The following is a 24763-nucleotide window of genomic DNA, read 5'->3' as shown; positions in this document are numbered from 1 at the left end:
CCTCCTCTTGGCCCGCCGCCGCCAATTTATCCTCTGTATTCCAGCGGCGTTACGCCTGCGTGAGTTTTAAAAATTTTAATAAAATAGCTCTGGTTATCGTAGCCGAGCATTTCGCAAATTTTGCCGACCGGATGAGCGGTCTGATCGAGCAGTTCCTTGGCTCTCTCCATTTTCATCCGGGTAATGTATTCGATGAAGTTCTCGCCCGTTTCCTTTTTGAACAATCGGCTGAAATAGCTGGGGTTCAGGAACAGATGCTCGGCAACCTCTTCCAGGCCGATCCGCTTGTCCAGATGCAGCGACACATATTTGCACGCTTCCATCACTTCCGCGCGGAGCCCGCCCCCTGCACCCTTTCCGGCCAGGGCGACGACGGCTTGCAGGTGGTCGACCAGCCACTGTTTCAGCTCGGACAAGGAATCGATGTCGACGATTTCCTTATGAAGCGTATCCGCTGAGAAAGAAGAGCGCGTAAATTGAAGCGACTGCAGCTTCAGCTTGAGATCAAGGATCAGCTTCAGCATCCAGTCCTTCACCGTTTCGGGCGCGTAGCCCCCTTGGCGCATGACGGTGATCCAGCCCTCGACCGCGCTCTGCACGTCTCCGGATTTTTTGCCGATCAGCAGCTCCCGCAGTTCCGTATTCGCCCGGTCATAATGGGCAAAAAGATCCTGCTTGAGATCGGCGGCCGGACCGGGACCCTTGCGGACAATGGCGCCGGGTTCCAAATAAAACCGCTGGGCATCGCTTTCCAGCAGCAGCCGGAGGCTCTGCTTCAGCTCCGCGGGATGCAGGCAGCTCTCGCCGAGCACGAAGCTCATCTGCAGCTTGAGCGCTCTTTTGAGCGCGGCCTGCACCGTTCTAAGGCCGGTTGTGATTTGCTCGTACATGCTGACTTTCAAATCGGGACGGTAGGTGAACAACAGAATGGATTCTTTGGCGCCGTAGCCGGCATGCACACTGTGCAGTTCCAGGCCCGACAGCACTTCCTCCAGCACATTGCCGACCGCAAAGCGCAGCGTCTGAACCGACAGGAACCGCTGCTTCGCCTGCCGGTAGCCTTCGATAAAGCCGATTGCGGCGATGCAGGCAGTCCCTTCTTCGAAGAGCCCGTAAGCGTTCGCTTCTTTTCTCCATTCGCCCGGAGACAGCAGCGGTTGATGAATAAAATTTTTGAGCCACTGTTCCTTGCGCAATTCTTTCGTTTCGTCAACGATATGTTTCAGTCTCGACTGCTGGCCGCTCAGCCGGTTCTCCAGATCGAGGCTGTCTTTGAACTGCGCAAGCAGCCGCTCCAGATCGGCCGGATTCAGGGCGTCTTTCAGCAAATATTCCTGAACGTTCATACGCATCGCCTGCTGGGCGAACTGAAACTCGCTGTGGCACGAAAGAATCGCGACCCGCACGTTCGCTTTGCGCTGCTTCAATAGCCCGATCAGCTCCAGACCGTCCATCTTCGGCATGCCGATATCGGTAATGACGATGTCCGGCATCTCCCGCTGCGCCTGTTCCCAGGCGTGAAGCCCGTTATCGTGCGCGCCGATCAGACGAAGGCCGAGCGCTTCCCAATGAATAGCTTCGGAGAGAAGCTCGATCACAGGGTAATCGTCGTCAACCAGCATCACGTTGTACATCCCCTGCCGCCTCCCTGTATGGAATAAACATCTCAATGCACGTGCCTTTCCCCGGCTCGCTGATGACTTCCAGGCGGAATTCGTCGCCAAAGGTCATCTTCATCCGCTCGTAGACGTTGGGCAGTCCGATTCCCGAAAAGCCGCCGCCCGCTCTCTCTTCGGACGAAGCGGCTGCCGCCGACACGATTTTTAATCGCAACGCCGCAAGCTGTCCCGGGCTCATCCCGGTTCCGTCGTCTCTTACGGCCAGTATCAGCCCCGCTTGCTCCTCGCGGGCTTCGATCGCAATCGTGCCCGCACTTCGGTTCAGCCCGTGAATGAGAGCATTCTCGATAACCGGCTGCAGGAAAAATCGCGGCACCTCGATCAAAAAAGCTTGCGGCGTCAGGTCAAAATGCAGCTCCAGCCGCGCCTCCTCTTTTTGGCGCATATTCATAAGACTAACATAGCTGCCGATAAGGTCAATCTCTTCATGCAAAGCAATGACATCCTTATCCGGGCTGACCGTCATCCGCAAAAGCTTGGACAGCGAGCCGATCATTTGCGCGCTTTCCTCGTCTCCCCGCCTCATCACCTTCATGCGAATGGAATTGAGCACATTGAACAGAAAGTGCGGTTTGATTTGCGCCTGCAGCATAGCCAGCTCCGCTTTGCGTTTGCGGGAATGCGTTTCGGACACTTCGTCAATCATCTCGCCTATTTTATCCAGCATCTGATCGAAGGAGTAGCCGAGCCGGCCGACTTCATCCTGCCCGCGAATGCCGGTGCGGATCGTCAGATTACCCCGCTGCACTTTGGAGGCCACGCGCCCCAGCCGCACCAGCGGCTTCGTAAATGTGCTCAGCAAATAAAGCAGCAGCATTAATATAATAAAGAAAAATATCGATTGAAAGATCATCACTTTCGTGAAAATCGAGCTTATGTTGACAATCGCCTTCCGGTAAGGCTGCAAGGACACCAGATGCCAGTTCATCGGCGAAAGCTTCTGTTCCGTGACGATATAGTTCTCCCCCCGGATCGGCACGATGTTCGAGCTCTTCTCGTTCTCGCCGAGTCCGGAATATGCGAACGGCTGGCCGATTTGGCCCGAATCCGGATGCGAGACGATATGATTCGCACCGTCTACGATCATCAGCTCCTCGCCCCCCGCGAGACGGTTAAAAATGTCATGAAGCTGGCTTTCCATCACTGTGACGATAACGTATCCCAATACTTGCTGGTTATCCTTGCGCAGCGTGCGGATCATGGAAATTTGGTACGGGCTTGTTTTCTGTTCTGTCTGGAAGACGGTCGGCGTCGGCCCCGTCCAGTACGACTGGATTCCCTGCAGATGCTCGACCTCGGGAAACCAGCTTTCTTTGCGGAAATTCAAAGGATTGTACTCCGTAAGCGAATAGCTTGTAAAATAAGTCCCGTCGGCAAGCAAAATCGTCACGTAAAAACGGTCGGTCCAATTCGACAAATTTTGCACCTGTTCCAGAATGCGATTCGCCTCCCGAAACCTAAGGTACGTATCTTCACTTGTATTAGAAACGCCTTCATTTGGAAAAAGCTTAAAATAAGTGTTAAACTCCGTGTTCAATTGCACGTAATTGGCGATGTAAATCATATTTCTGATCAAATTCGTCACTAATCCGTTGACTAACTGCAAAGACTCCTGGGAGTTGGATACCGCCTGCTTCTTCACGGCGTCCTGCGTCCAGTAATTGTAAATATACAGCGAACAGGCTGCCGGAAGCAAAATGCACAATATAGACGCCAACATCAGCTTATAACGCATGGAACGGAACGTGAACAGCTCTCGGATGCGGTTCCACATGCCTAAGCAGGCCTCCCCTCGCCAAATAGAAAAAGGGGCAGTTTCAGGCCGCCCCGTATAACTATCATTATATCAAACTATTTTTTGTTTGCGGCAATAATCTGATTGGTGCGGTCCTGGGAGTTTTTCACCGTCGTATCGATATCCTGCTTGTTGAAAATGAGCTTCTCGAACTCTTCGTTCAGCGCTTTGAACACTTCCGCCTGGTAGGACGCCGCCGGTACGAGCTGCGACGCTTTGGACGCCGACAGCGTGGCGATAAGAGACGCCTTATCGACTTTTTCCGGGTTTTTCGTGCCGCTTACGATCGTATCGATCAGCTTGCTGAGATCTTCCGACTTCACTTTGCTCCAGGCCGGAACGTTTTTGCCCTGCACGATTTGACCTTCCGTCGTGTACCAGCGTACGAACTTGTACGCTTCTTCCTTATGCTTGGAGCTTGCGGCTACGGACACGAAATCCGTCGTAACCGGCGTGTAGCCGTTCGGATCGCCTGCGCTATTTTTCGGGAACGGGGCGACGGCGATGTTGAAATTAAGCGGAACTTGCTCGGTGCCGCCGATTTCCGTATTCATCCAGCTTCCGATGACGAGCATGCTGACGTTCTGGTTAAACAGCTGTGTCCGGTAAGCCAACTTCTGCGAAATCATGTCCGCATAAGGAACGGCCGATTTGTCCTCCTTCTCCATCTTCACGCGAAGTTCCAGCGTCTTCTTGAAGTTCGGGCTGTCCAGATTCGATGTGCCGTCCGCTTTCAAAATATCCGAATCTTTAGGCTGATTTTCCATATAAAGCTTGAGATATTCCAGCCAGCCGCCGTTTTGAGGGCCGTGGAAGTAAGTGCCGTAACGTTTGGTGGCTCCTTCGCCCTTGGTCAGCTTTTTCGCATAGTCGGCAAAATCGTCCCAGGTCCAATCCGTCGGAACCTTCAGGCCGGCCTCATCGAGGTGATTTTTGTTCAGCAGCACATACCATGGATTGAACTTACCCGGAAGCGCATACACTTTGCCGTTTAGATGCGTATCCACTTTGTACTCCTCTTCTTCCTTAAACCCGTCCTTGGCGATGTAATCGTCAAGCGGCGCCGCCATGCCGAGTGCTACGCGCTGCGCATATCCCGCCGGGTCGCTGAACATGAGAATATCCATCGTTTCTCCGGAGGCTGCGGCCAGATCGAGTTTTTTCATCGATTCCTGGGTGTCGCCTTTTTCGCTCAGCGGTACAAGCTCTATTTTCGTGCCCGGGTTTTTCTCTTCGTAAGCGGCCAGCGTCTTTTTCCAGTTGTAAGCGGCTTCCGTGCCGAACACGAACATCCGCAGATTGACCGAATCTCCCGCTTTCGCAGCCGATTGCGCCGTTCCCGCCGCAGGCGAAGCCGTGCCGCCGCCATTCGAGCTGCTGCACCCGGCCACAAGGCTTAACACAAGACCCGATGCGACAAGCCCGGTCCACAAATTCTTTTTCATAGAAACCCTCCTCGAAGTTGATTGCTCTTTTTACAATCCAAATTATATAAGGTCGCAACCCGGTTCTCATGATCGTAAATTTACTTTTTCCAAAATATTTTGACTTCTTTAGCCTTTTACCCCGCCGACGGCAATGCCTTCGATCACGCTCTTTTGGCCGATGATAAATATAAGAATGAGCGGAAATATCGCGGAAACGGTCCCCGCCATAATCAGGGAATAAAACTCCCCGCTCAGCGAAGTAAACTTGGCCATGGCGAGTTGAAGCGTGAACAGCTTGTCGCTGCGCAAAAAAATGAGCGGATTTTGGTAATCGTTCCACGTCCATATGAACCGCAAAATGGCGTAAGTCGCGACAGCAGGCTTGACAAGCGGCAAAGCGATCGCATAAAAAATGGTAAAGTGTCCGGCTCCGTCTATTTTCGCCGATTCAATATAGTCGTTATGCAAGCCCATAAAAAACTGCCGCAGCATGAACGTGCCGAGTACGCTGAAACTGCCCAGCGCGATCAAGCCGGCATGGCTGTCAAAGAGGCCGATCGCACGGTACAAAATAAACTGCGGCACCAGCACCGCTTGCGTCGGAATCATATACGTCATCAGCACGATCAGGAACAGCCACTTGCCCGCTTTAAATTGTACTTTGGAAAACCCGTAGGCCGCCAGAGCGGATACGGCGCAGGAGATGAACGTCGTTATCACGCTGACTTTGATCGAATTCCAGTAGTATAAGTAAAAAGGAATTTTGCCGAGCCATACTTCCTTATAATTTTCGATAGCGCGCCACTCGTGGGGAATCCACTGGATCGGGTATGTAAACACTTCCGATTCCAGCTTAAACGACGTGACGATCATCCAAAAAAACGGCAGCAGGAACAGGACGCTCCCCGCGAACATAATCAGCGTAATCAGCGATTTGCGGAAGCGGTAAAGCACAAGTTGATTCATGGCGGTTCTCCTTCCAGAGCGAATGCGAATCCATTAGTAGTTGACCCATTTCTTTTGTCCGATCCACTGCGCTACCGTAATCAGCAAAACGAACGCGAGCAGCATCGTCGCCATGGATGAGGCATACCCGATTTTCAGATTAACGAACGCCGTATCGTACAAATACCATACGATGAGGGACGTGGAGCCGATAGGCCCGCCCTGCGTCATAACCGCAATGATATCGAACACCTTGAAGGTCGAAATAATACCCGTCACCAGCAGGAAAAACGATGTCGGAGACAGCATCGGGAGCGTAATTTTGACAAATTGGGTCCACCCGCTCGCTCCGTCGATATCGGCAGCCTCGTACAAATCTTTCGGAATCGACTGCAAGCCTGCAATGTAAATAATCATATTAAACCCGATGGAAACCCAAACGTAAATCATCATGATCGAAATAAGCGCAAAGTTCGGGTCCGCAATCCATTTGGGCGGTTCGCTGATTCCCATCGCTTTCAAAAACTCGTTGATCGGCCCGTAAGAAGGCTGAAAAAGCACCTGCCAGACGGTAGCCACCGCTACGATACTGGAAACGTAAGGCATGAAATACGCTATTTTAAAGTAGCTTTTCAGGTAGACGTGACGATCGATCACAATCGCAAGTATTAATGAAATGATCAAGTACGCGGGAACGGACAGCAAAAATAAGACGTTGTTCCGCACGGACCTGAGAAACATCGAGTCGTGAAACAGCTTGTCAAAATTGGCAAACCCCGTCCATTTGATGCCGTTCCAGCCGGCCACAAAGTTCCAATCGGCAAAGCTCAGAATCAGCGTCGCAATGATGGGCAGCAGCACCAGTACCGTCACGCCCAAAAGCATCGGACTTACGAATAAAAATCCGGCGAGCGTTTCCCCTTTCGCCAGCGAGCGCCTCCGTTTGCGAGAAGAAGACTGTACAGGCAGTGTTGCAGCTTGTTGTTCCATTTTTCTTTCACCTCGTCTAGTTAAGGAGTTGCTCTCATTATAAGAAAAAAAATGCGCCCGCAATGACGGTATTTTGATCAAAAGCGATACTTTTTTGACATGTTCGTTGCTCCAGTTCGTACCCGCGGGGGCTGACCGACCGCCTTGCAGCTCCGCAACGTGCAACATTCCCCTCCCTGCTTGTAAACAATTTCCTGCGGGTCTTGGGCTTGACAAGTATCCGCGGGGGCGGGATGTTTTTTTCCCGGTCCGAACGTGATATATTGAATGAAAACTTACTGTAACGCGAGGCGAGAACAGATCGTGAAGACATATAAAGGAAACGAACCGCGCGGGCCCAAGTCCGGCAAGCCGGATAGCCGTACGGGAGCAAGGCCGGAACCGGGTCGCGGGTCAAACTCAGGCCCGGACGCAAGCCGCGTTAACGGCAAAAAAAACGGAAATGTCACGCTCAGGAGCGGTAAAAGTCCGGCTGTGGATGTGAGCAGCCGTACCTCGGCGCAGGATGTGCAGATCGGCGACTTACTCGTCGTGACGATCAAGCGGATCGGGATCAATGGCGAAGGGGTCGGCTACTTTAAGCGCAAAGCGGTTTTCGTACCGGGAGCGCTGCCGGATGAGGTCGTCAAAGCGAAGGTCGTGAGAGTCGAGCCCGGCTTTATTCAAGCTTCCCTGCAGGAGCTGGAAAAACGCTCGCCCGAGCGCATCGCCCCGCCCTGCCCGGTCTATGAGGAATGCGGCGGCTGCCAGCTCCAGCATTTGAGCTATGAAGGCCAGCTGCGCGCCAAAGAGGAGATGATCCGCGAAGCTTTCGAGCGGTACACCGGCATCGGCTCGCTTCCGCTGCGCCCCATTCTCGGCATGGACGAGCCCTGGGGGTACCGCAACAAAGCGCAGCTGCAGGTCGGCCGCCAGAACGGCCGGCTCGTTACCGGACTGTACGCGGCGGGCTCGCACCGTCTCGTGGACATAACCGGCTGTCCGATTCAGCACCCGGTTATCAATCGCGTCGTAGAGATGGTCAGCCGGATTGCCGCCGAGCTGAACATCCCCGTCTACGACGAAAGAAAGCGCACCGGCGTGCTGCGCACGATTGTCGCCCGGGTCGGGCTGCAATCGCAGAAGGTGCAGGTGACGCTCATAACGGCAGTCAAAGAGCTGCCGGAGCGGGAGCAGCTGGTGCGCCGTATCCGCGAGCGGCTTTCTGAAGTATATACAATCGCCCAAAATGTGAACCCCGGCCGGAGCTCGCATATTTTCGGAGTGGAGACGTTCATTTTGTGGGGCGACGAGCATCTCGGCGAGGGCCTCGGCGAGCTGAGCTTTGCGCTCTCACCGCGCGCGTTTTTCCAGCTGAACCCGTCGCAGACGGTGAAGCTGTACGACGTGGTGAAGGAAGCTGCGGCCCTGACCGGCCGCGAGCTGGTCGTAGACGCCTATTGCGGCACCGGCACCATAGGCTTGTGGCTGGCGCCGCAGGCGGCGGAAGTGCGCGGCATCGAGCTCGTCGAAGATGCCGTCCGGGACGCGCGCCGCAACGCGCAAACCAGCGGGCTCGGCAACGCCCGCTTCTACGCCGGGCGCGCCGAGCAGCTGCTGCCGCAGTGGGTCCGGGAAGGCCTCCACCCCGACGTCGTCGTGGTGGATCCGCCCCGGACCGGCTGCGATGCGCAGCTGCTCGGCGCGCTGCTAGCCGCGAAGCCGACGCGGCTCGTGTACGTGTCCTGCAATCCTTCGACTCTGGCGAAGGATTGCAGGACCCTCCTCGAGGGTGGCTACCGCCTCGAGTGGGTTCAGCCCGTCGACATGTTCCCGCAGACGGCGCATGTGGAGTGCGTGGTAAGGATATATCGCGATGAGAAGCATTGATGTACAAGAGTTTGCGATCAAAAGTAAATATGTTCCCGCATTCAAAAAATGTGAGTGAAGTTGAGTGCGGGAACATATATCCCTTTTACGCACAAGGCATGTGGAGTGCGTGGTAGTAATATATCGCGATGAGAATCATTGATGTACAAGGGTTTGCGATCAAAAGTAAATATGTTCCTGCATTCAAAAAATGTGAGTGGAGTTGAGTGCAGGAACATATATCCCTTTTACGCACAAGGCATGTGGAATATTGTGTATCACTACATTATGACAAATGATGGAAAATGTAAGGCTACGGGGGAGGCCTGGCCGGGAGGGGGGGTCTTTGTAAAGATATTCTTTTAATTATACGAGACTTAACAAGAGAAACTCTTCATGCTTTGGTTGAGTTTCTTTTTATGTTCCGGAAGACGACATTGATACCAGTTTACTTGATTTTAAGCCCCGCGCTTAACTTAATGACATTGGGCGTGGTGCTCTCGGTTTTGTTGATGTGTGTATCATGTGGGGAAGTGTATATTATACTCTGAGCGCTAATTTGCATTGTTACCGATACCGCAACAAAAAAGACCTTGAAAGGCGAAAAACCAATCAAGGTTCTTGTGTTTAAACTCAATTCCATTTTTGTTTCAGAAAGTAGGGGTAAATTAAGCCTCCTCGCTACAGTGAATGTCTGAGGTCTTAATTATAATTAAATCGTCACTCTTATTTCTAGTAATCCTTAATTTTTCGTAATAATTCATGATACGATATGATGGAAAAATCAAGTTTCTTATATCTAGAGGTAAATAGTTTGTTAGTCACCATGTAAGGGATAACCGTATAGTCCATAGCTTCTAATTCTAAAATAGATGTAACTTTGCCAAGGTTATTCCTTATATAGTCAATCCTTCTCTGAAATTTCTCATCATCTTTATGTTGATAGAAAAAGCTCTTTTGTTGCATTTGATCCTCGTAGATAGACCCTACTTTTTGAAGAACTTTGCTTTCAATTAGCCATATTTCTTTTTTCAGTTTATTGACAGCGACAACATCGTAGTCACCTAGGCTATCTGGAAAGCCACTCTGGGGATATCTCGATGCCAGCTCGAACTCCGGAAGAACAGGATAGAATCCCGCTTCTATAAATGCACTAGCTATATCTTGTACCATCTCATCTTCATATCTCTTCTTCCATTTTGCGAGTACTGTTTTCACATTTTCCATTCCTACTTCAAATGGTAGATACCACTCTAAAAAGCCACTTTTCCAAGATGTAGCTAATTGTTTAATAACGACGGGTGAAAATATATATTTACCATCTTGCATTACTACAGGTTTAACATCATATCTGTTGTCACGTTTTTCCCGGTCCCAAAATGGTAAAATATCGTGAGTTGTGCCATTCAGGAATTTTAATTTATTACAATCCAGTGTTATAAAATGTAGGGCATTTCTAGCTTTTTCCTGATCAACACCTTTAGGCTCTACAAAAAACTTGAGAAAATCATTAATCAAGTCATCAATTGGGGCTTCAAATACATTTGGATAAATTTCCTCAACAAAGGGCTTTTCTACAACTTCTAATTGTAAGTATTCGAGTAAAGATATCAATGTACCCAGTTCTATTCCGGTATCTACTAAAAAAGCACTTGTGCATTGGATCAGATATTCTTTATCTGTTTCATCATTTTTAATTGTGTAATCTATTTGCCCGTACTTGCGCAGAATCATTTTCTCATACTGTAGTTCGCTAAACTCAGAAAAAATATTATCAACTTTGTATTCATTATCAATTTGAATCAATAAATCCAAGTCTGTAAAGTAGCATGTATCGGCATTGTCTTGTAGCACAACAAGCCAGTCAGCAAAAGCCAAAAGATTTTCAAATTCATCATTTTTACATTCAGAAATGTTATCTCGATGTTGAACCGCGAGATTACTTTCTAAAAGATACTGTGCCGTTCTTAAATTGCGTCTGTACTCTTCTCGAATGTTCCTTGTTTTCTCCTCGAATTCTTGTTGAACAACAGGATCCAAATCATTAAAGCTTGAATACCGCTTGAGATTAATAATTATTCCGTGCAATCGAGTGGTGTAATAGTTCAAAGCTTTTTTGTGTAAATGTTCTTTGTTGTATTGTGAGATTTGATCTTCAAAAACTCTTACAATGGCTGTTTGCATTTTTCTAATAACACTAGTTGCTGCTTTTCCACGATACTCCCCAGGCTCTGCCCCTACCGCAAAACAAACTCTTGCAATTTCTTTCCTTGCTTTCACAAAGTTCTGTGCTTCCATTTGAACACTAGGTGCCATATCGGAGTAATAGTAATCTTGTTCGATAGTAAAAACGCCAACTTCTTTTTTTAGTGATGAATCATTATTAACAGCCGATTCCAACTCTGCAAAAAAAGACTGATTAAGTTTTTTTAAAGGATCCACTAGCTCCAAAAAATATACAGATTCTATACTTTTATCACTAGCATTCATCATAGCGGACAGCAGTTCATCTAAATTTACAGCATAACGAATAATTATTGTATCTGTATCAACATAAATATCACTATAAACATATTTCTTGTTCCTGTTTAAAGTAAATCCAGAATGGTCAACATCTTGTGCGTAATGCATAGGCATAAACATAACTTGCAGTACTTTGCCATATAGAACTGGGAATGCAGCAAGTGTTTCCCCATATCTGTTAAAAAGGCGTTGATTTAACTCATCAATCGTTCTGAGCGCAGTATGATTATTCGGTGCGAAATCTTCTTTTATAAAGAACTCAACATTATGTGCGAGAAAAATAAATGTTATGGGTTCAATTATCTTACCCTCGCCGCCAAAACCTAGACAGCCTTTATGTTCAAAATGTGAGTATCCCCAATCACCCTCCTTGACTTTCCAACTAAGTGGGTCAGCAAACATTTTGGATTGTAAATTGAACGGATAATTAGTCAGATTCTTTGTAAAGTATTCAAATACATAATCATCTGCACTTCCATATGAAACAGAAATTAGATTATATTCAAATGCACCTGATGCAATATGGTAATGCGCCTTTTTCCACGTAAAAAATAGATTACTCTTTCCGCCTATGGCCATTATTTGCGCTTTTTCTGTTCTGTCATATTCTATAAAATCTAACAGTTCATTAAAATCTTCCATAAATCCCAGCATATAAATCAAATCAAGGGCAAAACATGAAAAACGCTCTCCGGCTTCACCTAAAAATGCTCCATGAGCGGTAATATCGGTGAAGGGTTCAATCAGCAAGAAATGAACCGACATTTCGGCCAAAACATCAAATGCATATCCCCCGTGCAGTTCTTTCCTGTAATACGTTTCGCAAAGTCGCAGTTGATTTCTTTCATGCAATAAATTAAATACATTGATTTCAGCGTCAATGCTCTCGAGATTATCAAAATCACCTTTATTTATTGCAACTAACACTCTACCCTCGCTGACAGTCATAAATGCTAGACGATTGTTCGTATAGGGCTTCCCAGTGCTTTTATTAAAAACTCTAGGTGCAACGAGAACTCGCGAGCGATCATTATTTGAAAAATTGAAAGTGTTTTCTATCAACTTCCCCAATGTTAAGCTGATATGGCGATGGTATTCTTCTACTGTTGCCAAGGAAAGAAGCTTTTTGTAGAAATCGACCAATATTGATGCATTATAAAGCGGATAGCAATCTTCCTTATACACGAAGAAATGGCGTATTTCAATTGGACATTTTTGATATCCCATTATTTGAAACACTTGCTTGGAAAGTTCTATAAACTCTTTCGAATAAAATAGGGAATTCACTGCTAGCCAAAACTGTTCTGAAGGCATTTCAAACACGATATCATAATTTTCATCAGAAGAAGAAATGTTGCTAACAGTAAGTGTATTTATAATTCTACGGTTATAATGCAATATGCTTTTAAGGTCATCTGTCATTTCAATGACTCTTGCTAATTCAGGTAGAAAATTCATTGCAGCATATACATGTTCGTGACCAGTGCCAAGGATTACTGGAAACGTTTCGCCATCAACATTAATTTTAACTTCGCCAAAGTCATTTAATGTCAAATCTTCTCTATATGTAATCGGCAAATAAATAGCAACTGCATCAAAAAACGCTTTAAACTCGGAATACTGCTTAATATTTCGATTACCGAACTCTTTAGTGTTACTTAATGATTGGTTAAGTGTTAATGCTTGCGCCAATGCCGATCGATTATCGGCCCAAGAGTTGATACAAAAAACAGCTCTTGCGACATCATCTATGGCATACTGGGATATGATTTTCTCAAGTTCCTTAGAATTAGCCTCAATATATTCGAAGTCAGAAACACAATTCTCAATTGGAACTGTATTTGTATTTGAGACGTTTCGTATGGGCTTATCAATACAGCACTTTTTGTACTTCTTCCCGCTTCCACAAAGACAAGGATCGTTGCGACCGATTTTCATCGTTAGTACCTCCTGCCACCCAGTCAGGTTTGATAATTTCCGGAATCACCGCTGCCGAATTTCATCCAAGGTTGGATAATTCAAAATCCATGAATGTACGCAAGCATTGACACCTATTTCCTAACCATAATCATACCATAAAGTTGGGAAAAATTGTCGAATTCCCTTACATCCCTTCTATGTCCCAACTATAGAGGGACAACATATCTATGCAGTACCTTATAACAAGCTTCCCCACTTCCCATCACCAGATTTTTCGTCCTACTTATGAACGGTTCACTGCGTTTAACTTCCAGAGTGCAAGAGCAGGTAAGGATGGAAGCTCAACTGTCGTAAATGCCTCAGCCAACGTAGCAGATCCCATAACTTATGGATATGCAAAATGGGCTACCCCCAAAATTGACTATAATGCTACAATTACTATTAATGATTCAAGTATGAGTATATCAGGAAGTCATAACAAATTTCCTGCGTATGAAGCGTATGGATCAATAAACGATGGAAATTTTTTCTTATTGTCCCAGTATATGCCATCAACCTGGACTATTCCGGGAACAAATGTTAATCCGGGAATTTTAGATTTATACGATGTTTCAGGTATGGTGGGATGGTAAAGAGGGGAATTTTCCCCTCTTCATTTACTAAACGATAGAAAGGGTGTTGAACCTCTTGTATTTGAAAAGGAAATTAGCGGGGGCATCTGCTACTGCTACTATATTTGTGATAGTTGCGGGGATTTATCTCTACTTCAACACTTTTTCATTAATGAATTCTTTTGTAGCTATGGTTACGTCTTTTATTGCTTCTTCTCTCATTATTTATTCTTATGGTATTATTTCATCCCTATTAGTTGATTGGATCTTAAATTTATTTAAGTCAAACAATAAGATAGTTTCTGGAGCGCTACATATTATAGTAGGAGTTCTGTTCCCCCCATTCCCCAACTATATTGGTGGTGTTGTAGCAGTAATTTATTTTTTCAGCATGATAAAATTACAAGAGAGATGGCTCGGCAAAATTGCTTTAATCCCGCCATTAATTATTGCAGGAATGTTATGCATATTGATAGTCATTATCTGGATGCATCATTGATAGATAAGTTTAATACAATCCATACTATTCCTTCCTCACCTCAAGCGAGCAAACAACTCTCTTGGGGCTTCTTTTTATCCGCCGCTGTATCGCTAACAACACAAATAACCGCTCAGAGAGTATAATCAACCACAAGTGATGAAAAACATAAACGATTACGTAAAGAAATGGATGAGAAGTTTTTGGAATTATTCAAAGCCACCTCAAGTTCGATTACTTCATGTTAAATACAAATCTGCATTTTGGATAATTACCGCATCCTTTAAATTGCCCAAACTTTCCGCTACGAAGTACAAGGCTCCCACCACATTTAGGACATACATCATTGGAAATCTTATTGTTTTTATTGGCAATCTCTTGCTTAATCAATTTTACATGCTGCTTCTTCACAGCTTTATCTGCGATATTTGCTCCAGTAATTGTATCTGCAATTAGTTTCACATCAGAAGCAGGTATAGCTTCTTGATTGTATTTTTTGATTGTTTTCACCAATCTAGAAGTATAAATCACTTCTGAATTAACATTTACCTTAAGGTCAGCTCGAAAGCTAAAACATACGATGGGTATAAATGGGGGTGCTGAATGTTCAGGGAGTAGTCCTTTGAGCGCCATCACATGACTGTAGTTTTGGCGTATTGGATTATACAATTTTTCTTTACGTTTATATATAACTTGTGTCCAATATTCACTTTTTTCATCGCCCATGATCCATCCACGATAGTTCTTCGTTTCGATAACAAATATGCCATATGTCGAAACAACGATATGGTCGATTTGAGTAGTTTTACCAGAGCTTGTTGGAATGGTTATATCATTTAGAATAATGTATTTGTCTGTATCAAGTTTGTTTAATTGATAGGAGACTGATTTTTCACCTATTTTACCTTTTACTACCGGTGATTTTAAAATGATAATAAGGACGATCATAACAGCAATCCAAACATAGATCATAGTTCCTATTCTCCTTAATAAGTAGTAAGAAAATTATAGCACGATCATTGTGAAAATATAGCGTATGATGGTAAAATTTGTAGAAAGTTAATTTTCAATTTCTTTATGGAGGAGCACAATGGAAGGAAAAAGTTGATAAAGGTGAACCACCCGATTGGGCGGGCTTATTTAAATAAAACAACTTCATAAGGATGTTTATGTATAAAGGTATTGGACTACAGGATTTGTTGATTGCTACTAAAGAAAAGCTTGATCAGAAACCTACTTAACAAATGTCAGAAAAAATAATGGATATTATAAAGAGATATAGTATTTAATGACTTGGAACAGGATAGAATTTATGAATTGACAGGAGCTAAAATGGATGGATCACTTGCAACAAATATCAGTCAACTATACGAATGAGTAGAATAAATACTGCGACTTATTTCCATTCTTCTCGTTTAATAAGGTAGACATAAAATTAACTAAGATAGAAAGTGAAGAAAATGAAAACATCACTTACTCTTCCCATCATTTTTGTCGCTTTGTTAGGTGCAATCTGGATGTATACTGTGTCACCTGAACATCACAAATATATTGTTCCAGAGGGCTATACTGGCTGGATTGAGGTAACGTTTGACCAAGTGGATTTTCCGGCACTTGAGAAAGAAAACCGAACTTACGTGTACCATGTTCCGTCTAGCGGAAAACTAAAAACATCTTCCCCGATGAAATCAGGAGACATGCAGGTTTTCTATCTTGACAGCGACGGCAATCTTACGGAAACTGGTCGTTATGAGGAGTCTATTCATTCAATAGGCACGAGTAGCTATAGTATAGGTTACGCAGACGGCCGAAGAGAAGACTCCCCAACTGTGTTTAGATTTTTTCTAGGAAGCAAAGAACAATGGGAGATTGAAGCTGAAAAACTAAAATGAGGGGCCAAGCTACCAAGCATAAAATTTGAAGAAGTTAAGTTGTTTTAACAGCAAAGAGAGTTTACAAATCTTACAAGTAGCCTACAGTCTCAAGTAACCAATAGCGACAGATGGCATGGGTCGATTCCATGCTGTTTGCTTGTTAGAATTCCAATCGATTCTTGCTCAGATAAAGATTTATTTCCTTCATCATCCCCATGCCATCCTTAACCCCTCTTACATGCAGCCATTCCTTTTCAGTTGATTGCTGATATTGAACAGCCTCCTCCCATTCCAGCACAATCACCAGAGCAGATTCATCCACTTGGCTTTTCAAATTCGAAAGCAATTTCGATGATTTCTTGATTAATGGAACAATGTGCTCCTGCTGCTCCACCATGAGCGATACATCATCAAACCTCTGGCGTAACCCCTTAACAACCCATTCCGGCCAATCTTCTATGTGCCTCTCCCCTTCCCTTCTTCGAGTGTGTGTATGTTAACTCTGATGGGAGGGGATGGCAAGTTGTTTCGTGAATTAAGTTTTCTTCTAGGAATTTTATGGATAATTTGAAGCCGGGAATATATACTGAGGATGTGGTCATATGTGGGTTATTAGTGATTTTGAAAATTGAAAGAATGATTTTATTGAAGTAACGGGAGATAAGTATATAATGAGGAGTTTATTTTGGGGGATGTACGATGACGACGAAAATTCAACAAATAACAGATGCTAGCAAAGAACAATTTGTAAACTTATTTAATTATTATCTCTATGAGCTGTCAGCTTACTCACATGAGGATATCGGAACAGAAGGTACATTCGAAATGGAAGATATCTCGCCATATTATAGGGATGAACGACTGCATCCTTACTTCATTAAGATTAATGAAAAAATCGTCGGGTTTATCCTGATTACTTCCCCTCCTTATGTTGCAGAAGAAGTGGACTATTCGGTACAGGAATTATTTGTATTGCCCAAATATAGAGGCACGAATATTGCCAAAGATGCTGTCATGCAAATATTTAACCTTTATTCGGGTCGGTACGATGTGGGGATGTTCAAATCGAATGCAAAAGCCGTTAAATTCTGGGCAAAGCTGATGTCATCACTAGATATTCTTGTCGCTGTAGAGGAAGGCTTTATTGAGATTGACGGAAATGTAATACAAACGATAGGTATGAAATTTACGGTATCCTAGTTGAATTTAATTAACATCGAGTAAGAAACAGTGTTCGCATCTATTGGCAGTCACTATCAAACGATTCGTTGGAGCCAATCCATTGTTTTTTTAATCGTTAAACCGCTCAACTAACGGATAACAATAGTCAAGGAACTAGCCTTCGGCTGTTTTCAATGAAAGCACGATTTTAATGAAGGGGTAGGTAAATGAACTGATGACCAATTCAGTACCTCAATATCTTTTTCACTATTTTGAGAAATCCCAAGGGGCATTCAAGAGCTTATTAAGTTTATCAGTTTGCGAAGCAGAGAAAGTTCTTAACGGAATACGTCAAAAAAATAATACATTCGCAAGTAAAAGAGCAGATAATTATATTGAAGTACGCTTTGAGTTGGAGAGCAAGATTAGACAGTTGTTTATTCAAAAGGGTGGCGAACCTAGAACTAAGTTTCCCTATTACATGACACTAGGCTTATGCGCTTGGTTAAAGGAATGGTATATAGAAGGCAGTTTAATTCAAATACCGCTAACTTTGCTCAATTCGAAATCAATCAGTTTCACTTACGGTGATTCATTTCCAGCCATGCGTTTTCAAGATGGTAAACCCTATAGAGGACAAGTATACACATTAGAGGAACTTCCAGAATTGATTGAAACTTATGGTTTGCCTCAAGATTGGAATAATGATGGTAAATTGGCACCTGAAAGATATATAGAAGCACAAGTTTGGGATGATACTGTTTTAGAATACAGATAGAAGAACAATTTTATGGATAGGAAGGGATTCAAGCAAATGAAGAATTAAGTTAAGAAGAGCTTGGATGATACCTAACATATGTATGTATATTGCCTTTGTCGTGACTAGTGTATTTGTACTTATTAATGCTTCTACTTTGAATGACATAAATCGTCTAGGTATATGGATTGTAATGATGATAATCCTACTATTTGTTGCTCTTTTTGGTACTTTTAGAATAATATCTTGGATAAAAACAAGGGAAAATGTAGATAAACATGGATTTGATTAAGGAATGCCCTTTGTAGATTTAGAATGAAAGGAAGTCCCTAATTGATAGGCTATAATCTAAAACTTCCCAAGCAAAAGAATTTTATAAAAGTTCAGTCAAACGAGAATTTGGAAGCAGGAAAGCTTATTATGTTTGAAGGGGTACAATATAAGGTGAAACGAAAATTCATGACTAACGAAGCAGGACACATGATTGAAGTTACTCAATCAACAGAAAAGGTTAACCACATAATTGAGGTTGTTCGTAGTGTAAGATCTGACTTGCTTTAGACCTTGCATTCAGAAGTTTGTAATATGTTTGATAAAAGAGAATATTCATTGATTCGAAGGTTCTTTTCAGGGCTCTACTGTAGGGGGTATAAGAATAACTTGCATTCGTTCAAGAAAAAATAATGCAGGAGGTCTGGTATGAATAATAAAAATTACAATATTTTTACGGCTGCTGCAGTGGGCGACATCGAATATATAGAAAACTCTATATCAAAAGGTATGGATATGAATATTGTGAGGAAACGGGTTGGGCTTTACTGATGTATGCGGTAGAAAATGAAAGAAAAGAAATGGTTGAATTACTGCTTAATCATGGAGCTGATGTAAATTTTCAAAGTTTTGGCGGATGGACTCCTTTACATCAAGCTGTAGACGCTTCTATTGATGGAACAATTCAAACTGGAGGGAAGCAAGGGGAAGAACTTGTGGACATGATAGAGTATCTACTAGACAATGGAGCTGATGTCGATATAAAGGATAATCGTGGATTATCCCCAATAGATATTGCGAAATCATATAATTCTGAGAAAATGATTCAATTTCTTGAACAATATAAACGAAACTAACAATATTGGTTTTAGAGCAGAAATATAGTAACTTGTATAAACAGCATTGAAAGGTTTAATTTCATCGAACATACAAAAAGGTGATAACGTGGACGAAAATGTTGAAAAAAGACTGAGAACTTTAAGGTTTTTAGATGAAAGAGCAAAGATGTTCTATCCAAATGAACATAGGACAAGTGGGATTTACGCAATTATAAATGCGGTGAACGGAAAGATGTACATTGGTCAAACCAGTCAATATATTGAAAGATACCTCAGAAAAGAACGAATAGAAAAATTAAGATTAGGTACAATGTTCAAAAAATCTCTGCAACAGGATTACAATAAATATGGTTCGGAAAACTTCCAGTATTTCATACTTGAAAAAATACTTAACGTAAACTTATTGGGTGAATCTTCTATAACTCTGGAACTTTATCGAAAACAGTTACAAGAAACACTAAATTGTCTTGAAGTGTATTATATTAACAAGTTTCAAACCAATAATCACAGGTTTGGCTACAATTATGAAAAGGGTGGGGACAATACAGTAACAATAGACGATATTAATAAAATAATAAAAGATAATACTAAGAAGCGAAAAGAGTGGGTACTAGGTGAGTTGGCAGGTAAAACAAGCATTGGCTTTGCAATAAAGAAAGAATTTATAAAAGAAGACATAAAATTACCTCCGAATGGGATTGGATCACTAATAGATATGTTTCTTAAACAGGATCATGGATTAGATAGATTTGAAGATTACACAAAAAAGTTTATTAATAAATTTGAGAATCGAGAGAGTGTTCAAGAAAACATAAAGGAAATCCCTTATTATCTGGCTAAACAAATTTTGAAAAAGTTTCCTGACACAAAAGTAATTTAAAATTTATTGATAATCAAATAAAAAGATAATTTTAAGGGAGATGACAATAGATGGATTTGAAAAAAATTAACTCTTTAACTAAGTATCCAAGTATCCTTACATACCATCAATTGGGTGATAGAGGACGTTTAATGGACGGATTATCTGAGTCAAGAGGCTTTACTGATATAGACGATGTATACGTCTATGAAAAAGTCGATGGTGAGAATTCAAGAATTATTCTATTAAAAGATAAATACAATGAGATCGATTATCTAATTGGTTCCAGAGAAGAATTGTTGTTTGCAAAAGGAGATAGAGTTGGTAATCCTTATGGAAATATCGCAGAATTCTTAAAGCCACTTGCTGAGAAGATTATTTCAGATGTGTTCCTAAATGATGATTGGGCTTTAATTGTAATTTATCAGGAATCATACGGTGGTAAGACGAAAGCAGCAAAGAACTATACAGACAATAAAACTCAAGGATATCGAGTATTCGATGTGTTCTCTTTAACTCAAGATGAATTAAATAAGATTCTTGAGTTGCCTCTAGATAAGATTGCGGAGTGGCGTGATCATGGCAACCAACCTTTTTACGATGAGAATGAAAAGAAGAGGTTTGTTGAGAGTCTAGACTTGGAATTTGCTCCACTTGTTGAGAATATTAAGGGTTCAGATTTCCCTATCTCTCTAGAAAGTACAATTTCATTTTTAAAGAAGTTTGAGAACACAAAAGTTGGAATCGATGCGAGTGGAAAGTCCGAAGGAATTATCGTACGCACTTTTGATCGTAAACAGATAAGGAAGATCCGTTTTGAGGATTATGAAAGAACATTTAGAAAATAATGCCAATTAGACAACAATATTATTACTCTGACGTGAGAGTCGGAGGCACACAACTTTTAAGTCAGCAATCACTTAAATTGGAGGTTCGAGATGAGAAACGAAGAATATTGTCCTGAATGTGGAGGAACTAACTTTGGGAAAGGCAAGTCGCACGGCAGTCTAGAGTATCGGAGTACATCGATGTTCCAGATTAATTGAGATAAAATAATACTTTCATTGTTTAACGAGCAGGTGAATGATAAAGGAGTGATCAAGGAGGTGTGTAGAATGAGTTTTATGGAAATAACAAAACAAAATATTGATCGAGAACACATTTGTTGTGCATTAGGAGCCAGCCAGTACGAAAAAGCCGTGCTTGAAAAGAAACAGTGGCTTAAGGATCGGATGGAAGAAGGGTTAACGTTTTATCGTTTAAATGAACGTGCAAAGGTATTTATAGAGTACCTTCCAGCGGAAAAAGCGTGGATACCAATCAAGGCACCTAACTACATGTATATCAATTGTTTATGGGTTTCTGGAAGATATAAGAACAGAGGATATGGAAAACAATTATTAAATAAATGCAAGGAAGATGCAATGGCGTCTGGAATGGATGGCATTGTACATATTGTTGGGAAGAAGAAACATCCTTTTTTAAGTGATAAGCGATACTTTGAATACATGGGTTTTGAAGTGGTGGATGAATCAGAGCCTTACTTTGATTTAATGGCATTGAGATGGAATGATTCTGCCGCTACCCCATCATTCAACATCTTTTCACAAGCTTCTATTACCAATGGAGTTCTGATCTACTATACAGCACAATGTCCATTTGCTGTTGGCGTATTAGAAGAACTAAAGGAAGTTGCAACTAATGGAGGAATTAATTTTTATACTTACTGTTTCCAAACTAGGGAAGAGGCTCAAAAGGCACCAAGTGCATGGACAACTTTTAGTGTTTTCTATAATGGAAGATTCATCACACACGAGATATTGAGTCCTAAAAAATTTGAAAACCTTTTAAAAGAATTAAAGTAAGTTATTTTGAACAGGTGCAACATTTTAGTGATAAAACAATTCTTTTATCATATAAAAGTGAGATGGCTTCAATGAGACACATGTCGAGTGCGTGGTAAGGATATATCGGGAAGATTAACTGAATAGACTATTAGGTTGTGAAGCACTCTTGATCGCAGAGAGGGCTATATTGAGGGGGTTAAATAGTAGTTTATTAAACTTCACTCCAAGCGAGTTGACACTCTCTTGGGACTTCTTTTATCCGCCGCTGTACGCTCACTACAATGGAAATAACCGCTAGTAATGTTTTCGGTGTTAGTACCCCATGCAAAATATCCATTCGCCTGACCTTGAGAAAATGGATAAAGGTGTCACGCTGTCTAAGGACGATTTGGTTACACAGCGGGATTTGTTAAAAATACAATATTGGAGGAATCTGTGTTGAAAGTTTATATCTATTGCGATAAATGTAACTATAAGACCAAAGAGCATGATGTAATGTTCTTGGCAATAGCAGAGGCTATTAAACAAGGGGCAACATATACTTACAAACATAACAATGATCGCTGTCCAAAATGTGGAGCGAAAAATTCATTAAAACAATCAAATTAATTTGACCCTAGCATACCATATTTACTCAGCCCTCCTGATCACAGAGAGGGTTATTTTCTATTCGCAAACGAGAAGATCACCCTTCTCTCGCCGGCGCATTTTGTTTTACCCTGAAAAGCGGACTGGAGATTGAGGAAATCATCGAGTAGTCTACAGTCTCAAGCAGCCGATTGCTGATATTGAACAGCCTCCTCCCATTCCATCACTATCACTAAAGCAGATTCATCTACTTGGCTTTTCAAATTCGGCAGTAATTTCGATGATTTCTCGATTATTGGAATAATGTGTTCCTGCTGCTCAACGATGAGCGATACATCATCAAACCTCTGACGCAAACCTTTAACAATCCATCCCAGCCAATCTTCCATGTGCCTCTCCCCTTCCCTTCTTCGAGTGTGTGTATGTTAACTCTAACGGGAGGGGATGACAAGTTCATTTTAATTCGATACTAAAGCATTTTTCGTTGGATTTAATGGTATAATGTACCAAGTTGGATTATGAGGGAAATGCTCATCGCTTGGAGGTTGATGTATGTCTGAGGACTTTTATTGTGAAAAGGTATTGAACGGCAAAACAGAAGTTGAGAAGGTTTTAGAGACGGATCATGTACTTGCTTATCATCATACTCGCCCTTATTACCCTGTTCATATCGTAGTAATTCCGAAAAAGCATATTCCATCATTAATTGCGCTTGAAGATAGTGATAATGCTCTTTTGTTAGAGTTGTTGGAGGTAATCAAAAAAGTGGCGGCAGATGTAACAAGCAAAAATGGTGCTTGTCGTGTGCTAACTAACCTTGGTAAGTATCAAGATTCCAAGCATTTGCATTTTCATATAGCTTTCGGGGAGCCATTAAGATAGCAACGAAAGAATGATTTTAATTGAATGAGGACTTGATTTGAATGTCTTTTTCGTATTTTCAATAATATGAGAGTATATTAATGCACTAAATGAAAGCATGAATTTATATAACAGGAAAGTTCATTTAAACATAAAGTCCCCATAGGAAGCAGCCAAAAAATCCAATAAAATGGAAATGTTGAATACTAAAATTGGGGGTAAATAATGAGTTCAACTACAATCAGTATAGATAATGTGTCTTTCCGCCTGAAAGAAAATCATGATTTTGATTGGCTGGCATCACTTGGCGAAGTATTTACCGTATTTGACGAACAAGATTCAGGGAATATATGCTTTGGTGTCAAAAGACACGGTATAAAAAAGTTTGTTAAATATGCCGGTGCAAGAACATTAGAGTATTCTGGCGAACCGCAAGAAGCAATTGAACGCCTAAAACATGCAACTTCTCTTTACCGGGAATTAAATCATGAAAACTTAGTCAAATTATTTGACTTCTTTGAAGTAGGAGATGGCTGCGCTGCTATTTATGAATGGTTTGACGGGGAATGCCTCCACCCGCATTGGTCTTTTCCGCCACCTGCAAAGTATGTTCATCCCGAGTCCCCTTTTTTTCGTTACAAACAATTACCAATTGAACTACGATTACGATCTTTAGATAGCATTTTTTCTTTTCATGTTCATGTTGAATCCAAAGATTTTGTTGCGGTTGATTTTTACGACGGCAGCTTGTTATACGATTTTAAAAACAACATAACGAAAATTTGTGATATAGATTTATATCAGAGAAAGCCATATATAAATTCAATGGGTAGGCTTTGGGGTTCGTCAAGATTTATGTCGCCAGAAGAATTTGAACTAAATGCAGTAATTGATTCAAAGACGAATGTTTTTAATATGGGTGCCGTAGCTTTCTGTCTTTTAGGTGGGGAATTAGATCGCTCATTTGAAAAATGGGAAGCAGGGAAAGAACTTTATGACGTAGTAGTACAGGCAGTGGAAACAAGTAGAGATAAGAGGTATTCATCCATTTCTGAATTCTATTCTGCGTGGGAATATGCACTTAAAAATCGAAATAGAGGCAAAACCCAAAAGACCTTACCGTTCTCAAATAAAGCCATTTCTTTTCAGCCCGATCGTTTCCTCCCACTCTAGCAAAACCACTAATCTTCTATAGTCCCTCTCCCCTTTCCCTTCTTCGAGTGGGAATTTAATGGATATTTTAAAGCCGGGAATATATACTGAGGATGCGGGTATTAGTGACTAATCGTCTGAAATGATGAATGGATGTTTTATCTTTGAAAGAGTTCAAACAGTTGGTTTGTGAAGGAGAACGGCGCTTGAAATGATCGATAATCTGCTCTGTATTTCTATGTCTACCTTGAGATCGTATCTATATTTGCTTTTATGCTTTCTTTGTTTCGTTTCAAGCTTCTCCCTAATCTATTGCCGCTTCTTTATATAGCGATTCCG

The 24763-nt window shown here is 42.5% G+C and carries 24 protein-coding genes; 15 read left to right on the top strand and 9 right to left on the bottom strand.

Annotated features, from left to right (window positions below):
• Nucleotides 1–26: 26 nt before the first annotated feature.
• The 5 genes from AC6RNO_RS16380 to AC6RNO_RS16360 form a co-directional block, all read right to left on the bottom strand.
• Nucleotides 27–1634: a helix-turn-helix domain-containing protein gene (locus AC6RNO_RS16380; RefSeq protein ID WP_497106067.1), complete on the bottom strand. Its 1608-nt coding sequence runs from the start codon at nucleotides 1632–1634 to the stop codon at nucleotides 27–29.
• A complete protein-coding gene (locus tag AC6RNO_RS16375) occupies nucleotides 1612–3453 on the bottom strand; it encodes a histidine kinase (RefSeq protein ID WP_497106066.1) in 1842 nt (613 codons plus the stop codon). The genes AC6RNO_RS16380 and AC6RNO_RS16375 overlap by 23 nt, the downstream gene beginning before the upstream one ends.
• Before the next feature lie 77 nt (nucleotides 3454–3530).
• Nucleotides 3531–4919, bottom strand: a complete 1389-nt coding sequence (locus AC6RNO_RS16370; protein WP_497106065.1) for an extracellular solute-binding protein — start codon at nucleotides 4917–4919, stop codon at nucleotides 3531–3533.
• A gap of 108 nt (nucleotides 4920–5027) precedes the next feature.
• Nucleotides 5028–5867, bottom strand: coding sequence for a carbohydrate ABC transporter permease (locus AC6RNO_RS16365; protein WP_474686007.1), 840 nt, complete (start codon nucleotides 5865–5867; stop codon nucleotides 5028–5030).
• A gap of 33 nt (nucleotides 5868–5900) precedes the next feature.
• Nucleotides 5901–6836, bottom strand: a complete 936-nt coding sequence (locus AC6RNO_RS16360; protein WP_488438395.1) for a carbohydrate ABC transporter permease — start codon at nucleotides 6834–6836, stop codon at nucleotides 5901–5903.
• 303 nt (nucleotides 6837–7139) lie between these two features.
• Here AC6RNO_RS16360 and rlmD point away from each other — a divergent pair, with 303 nt between their 5' ends.
• Nucleotides 7140–8705, top strand: coding sequence for a 23S rRNA (uracil(1939)-C(5))-methyltransferase RlmD (gene rlmD, locus AC6RNO_RS16355; protein WP_497106064.1), 1566 nt, complete (start codon nucleotides 7140–7142; stop codon nucleotides 8703–8705).
• 711 nt (nucleotides 8706–9416) lie between these two features.
• Here the strand turns inward: rlmD and AC6RNO_RS16350 are convergent.
• Nucleotides 9417–13145 (bottom strand): SEC-C metal-binding domain-containing protein, encoded by a 3729-nt coding sequence (locus AC6RNO_RS16350; RefSeq protein WP_497106063.1) that lies wholly within the window; start codon nucleotides 13143–13145, stop codon nucleotides 9417–9419.
• Nucleotides 13146–13354: 209 nt separating this feature from the next.
• Between AC6RNO_RS16350 and AC6RNO_RS16345 the strand changes: the two genes are divergently transcribed.
• Entirely contained in the window at nucleotides 13355–13759 is a 405-nt protein-coding gene (locus AC6RNO_RS16345) for a hypothetical protein (protein ID WP_497106062.1), read from the top strand.
• A 55-nt stretch (nucleotides 13760–13814) separates the two neighbouring features.
• Nucleotides 13815–14237, top strand: a complete 423-nt coding sequence (locus AC6RNO_RS16340; protein WP_497106061.1) for a hypothetical protein — start codon at nucleotides 13815–13817, stop codon at nucleotides 14235–14237.
• A 213-nt stretch (nucleotides 14238–14450) separates the two neighbouring features.
• On the opposite strand, the gene AC6RNO_RS16335 is transcribed toward AC6RNO_RS16340, so the two are convergent.
• Nucleotides 14451–15188 (bottom strand): NERD domain-containing protein, encoded by a 738-nt coding sequence (locus AC6RNO_RS16335; RefSeq protein ID WP_497106060.1) that lies wholly within the window; start codon nucleotides 15186–15188, stop codon nucleotides 14451–14453.
• Between the two features lie 488 nt (nucleotides 15189–15676).
• Between AC6RNO_RS16335 and AC6RNO_RS16330 the strand changes: the two genes are divergently transcribed.
• Nucleotides 15677–16108, top strand: coding sequence for a DUF6843 domain-containing protein (locus AC6RNO_RS16330; RefSeq protein WP_497106059.1), 432 nt, complete (start codon nucleotides 15677–15679; stop codon nucleotides 16106–16108).
• Nucleotides 16109–16250: 142 nt separating this feature from the next.
• Here AC6RNO_RS16330 and AC6RNO_RS16325 read toward each other — a convergent pair whose 3' ends face one another.
• Entirely contained in the window at nucleotides 16251–16487 is a 237-nt protein-coding gene (locus AC6RNO_RS16325; RefSeq protein ID WP_497106058.1) for a hypothetical protein, read from the bottom strand.
• Nucleotides 16488–16789: 302 nt separating this feature from the next.
• On the opposite strand from AC6RNO_RS16325, the gene AC6RNO_RS16320 reads away from it, so the two are divergent.
• The 9 genes from AC6RNO_RS16320 (at nucleotide 16790) to AC6RNO_RS16280 (ending at nucleotide 22432) form a co-directional block, all read left to right on the top strand.
• The gene (locus AC6RNO_RS16320) at nucleotides 16790–17290 is read left to right on the top strand and encodes a GNAT family N-acetyltransferase (protein WP_497106057.1); all 501 of its coding nucleotides are present in this window, start codon (nucleotides 16790–16792) and stop codon (nucleotides 17288–17290) included.
• Nucleotides 17291–17486: 196 nt separating this feature from the next.
• Nucleotides 17487–18029 (top strand): hypothetical protein, encoded by a 543-nt coding sequence (locus AC6RNO_RS16315; protein WP_497106056.1) that lies wholly within the window; start codon nucleotides 17487–17489, stop codon nucleotides 18027–18029.
• Nucleotides 18030–18341: 312 nt separating this feature from the next.
• Entirely contained in the window at nucleotides 18342–18569 is a 228-nt protein-coding gene (locus tag AC6RNO_RS16310) for a hypothetical protein (protein ID WP_497106055.1), read from the top strand.
• Between the two features lie 138 nt (nucleotides 18570–18707).
• On the top strand, nucleotides 18708–18830 hold the full coding sequence (locus tag AC6RNO_RS16305) for a hypothetical protein (protein WP_497106054.1): 123 nt from the start codon (nucleotides 18708–18710) through the stop codon (nucleotides 18828–18830).
• The gene (locus AC6RNO_RS16300) at nucleotides 18779–19135 is read left to right on the top strand and encodes an ankyrin repeat domain-containing protein (RefSeq protein WP_497106125.1); all 357 of its coding nucleotides are present in this window, start codon (nucleotides 18779–18781) and stop codon (nucleotides 19133–19135) included. The genes AC6RNO_RS16305 and AC6RNO_RS16300 overlap by 52 nt, the downstream gene beginning before the upstream one ends.
• 88 nt (nucleotides 19136–19223) lie before the next feature.
• A complete protein-coding gene (locus AC6RNO_RS16295) occupies nucleotides 19224–19997 on the top strand; it encodes a GIY-YIG nuclease family protein (RefSeq protein WP_497106053.1) in 774 nt (257 codons plus the stop codon).
• Between the two features lie 50 nt (nucleotides 19998–20047).
• Complete coding sequence (locus tag AC6RNO_RS16290) at nucleotides 20048–20824, top strand: RNA ligase family protein (protein WP_474686034.1); 777 nt, start codon at nucleotides 20048–20050, stop codon at nucleotides 20822–20824.
• Nucleotides 20825–21091: 267 nt separating this feature from the next.
• A complete protein-coding gene (locus AC6RNO_RS16285) occupies nucleotides 21092–21841 on the top strand; it encodes a GNAT family N-acetyltransferase (RefSeq protein WP_497106052.1) in 750 nt (249 codons plus the stop codon).
• Between the two features lie 420 nt (nucleotides 21842–22261).
• The gene (locus tag AC6RNO_RS16280; protein ID WP_474684107.1) at nucleotides 22262–22432 is read left to right on the top strand and encodes a hypothetical protein; all 171 of its coding nucleotides are present in this window, start codon (nucleotides 22262–22264) and stop codon (nucleotides 22430–22432) included.
• 158 nt (nucleotides 22433–22590) lie between these two features.
• On the opposite strand, the gene AC6RNO_RS16275 is transcribed toward AC6RNO_RS16280, so the two are convergent.
• On the bottom strand, nucleotides 22591–22800 hold the full coding sequence (locus AC6RNO_RS16275) for a hypothetical protein (protein ID WP_474684106.1): 210 nt from the start codon (nucleotides 22798–22800) through the stop codon (nucleotides 22591–22593).
• Between the two features lie 163 nt (nucleotides 22801–22963).
• Between AC6RNO_RS16275 and AC6RNO_RS16270 the strand changes: the two genes are divergently transcribed.
• The gene (locus tag AC6RNO_RS16270; protein ID WP_488434410.1) at nucleotides 22964–23293 is read left to right on the top strand and encodes an HIT domain-containing protein; all 330 of its coding nucleotides are present in this window, start codon (nucleotides 22964–22966) and stop codon (nucleotides 23291–23293) included.
• A gap of 204 nt (nucleotides 23294–23497) precedes the next feature.
• A complete protein-coding gene (locus tag AC6RNO_RS16265) occupies nucleotides 23498–24445 on the top strand; it encodes a serine/threonine-protein kinase (RefSeq protein ID WP_497106051.1) in 948 nt (315 codons plus the stop codon).
• Nucleotides 24446–24763 lie beyond the last annotated feature (318 nt).

The organism is Paenibacillus sp. sgz302190 (assembly GCF_059820445.1).
The sequence above is the reverse complement of the archived record's forward strand: the minus strand, read 5'-3'. Positions and strand labels throughout refer to the sequence as shown.

Excerpts from the sequence above, each read along its gene's own strand:
- AC6RNO_RS16380 (WP_497106067.1), bottom strand. The coding sequence starts at position 1,634 with ATGTACAACGTGATGCTGGTTGACGACGATTACCCTGTGATCGAGCTT.
- AC6RNO_RS16375 (WP_497106066.1), bottom strand. The coding sequence starts at position 3,453 with ATGTGGAACCGCATCCGAGAGCTGTTCACGTTCCGTTCCATGCGTTAT.
- AC6RNO_RS16370 (WP_497106065.1), bottom strand. The coding sequence starts at position 4,919 with ATGAAAAAGAATTTGTGGACCGGGCTTGTCGCATCGGGTCTTGTGTTA.
- AC6RNO_RS16365 (WP_474686007.1), bottom strand. The coding sequence starts at position 5,867 with ATGAATCAACTTGTGCTTTACCGCTTCCGCAAATCGCTGATTACGCTG.
- AC6RNO_RS16360 (WP_488438395.1), bottom strand. The coding sequence starts at position 6,836 with ATGGAACAACAAGCTGCAACACTGCCTGTACAGTCTTCTTCTCGCAAA.
- AC6RNO_RS16350 (WP_497106063.1), bottom strand. The coding sequence starts at position 13,145 with ATGAAAATCGGTCGCAACGATCCTTGTCTTTGTGGAAGCGGGAAGAAG.
- AC6RNO_RS16345 (WP_497106062.1), top strand. The coding sequence starts at position 13,355 with ATGCAGTACCTTATAACAAGCTTCCCCACTTCCCATCACCAGATTTTT.
- AC6RNO_RS16335 (WP_497106060.1), bottom strand. The coding sequence starts at position 15,188 with ATGATCTATGTTTGGATTGCTGTTATGATCGTCCTTATTATCATTTTA.
- AC6RNO_RS16330 (WP_497106059.1), top strand. The coding sequence starts at position 15,677 with ATGAAAACATCACTTACTCTTCCCATCATTTTTGTCGCTTTGTTAGGT.
- AC6RNO_RS16325 (WP_497106058.1), bottom strand. The coding sequence starts at position 16,487 with ATGGTGGAGCAGCAGGAGCACATTGTTCCATTAATCAAGAAATCATCG.
- AC6RNO_RS16320 (WP_497106057.1), top strand. The coding sequence starts at position 16,790 with ATGACGACGAAAATTCAACAAATAACAGATGCTAGCAAAGAACAATTT.
- AC6RNO_RS16315 (WP_497106056.1), top strand. The coding sequence starts at position 17,487 with ATGACCAATTCAGTACCTCAATATCTTTTTCACTATTTTGAGAAATCC.
- AC6RNO_RS16305 (WP_497106054.1), top strand. The coding sequence starts at position 18,708 with ATGAATAATAAAAATTACAATATTTTTACGGCTGCTGCAGTGGGCGAC.
- AC6RNO_RS16290 (WP_474686034.1), top strand. The coding sequence starts at position 20,048 with ATGGATTTGAAAAAAATTAACTCTTTAACTAAGTATCCAAGTATCCTT.
- AC6RNO_RS16285 (WP_497106052.1), top strand. The coding sequence starts at position 21,092 with ATGAGTTTTATGGAAATAACAAAACAAAATATTGATCGAGAACACATT.
- AC6RNO_RS16275 (WP_474684106.1), bottom strand. The coding sequence starts at position 22,800 with ATGGAAGATTGGCTGGGATGGATTGTTAAAGGTTTGCGTCAGAGGTTT.
- AC6RNO_RS16270 (WP_488434410.1), top strand. The coding sequence starts at position 22,964 with ATGTCTGAGGACTTTTATTGTGAAAAGGTATTGAACGGCAAAACAGAA.
- AC6RNO_RS16265 (WP_497106051.1), top strand. The coding sequence starts at position 23,498 with ATGAGTTCAACTACAATCAGTATAGATAATGTGTCTTTCCGCCTGAAA.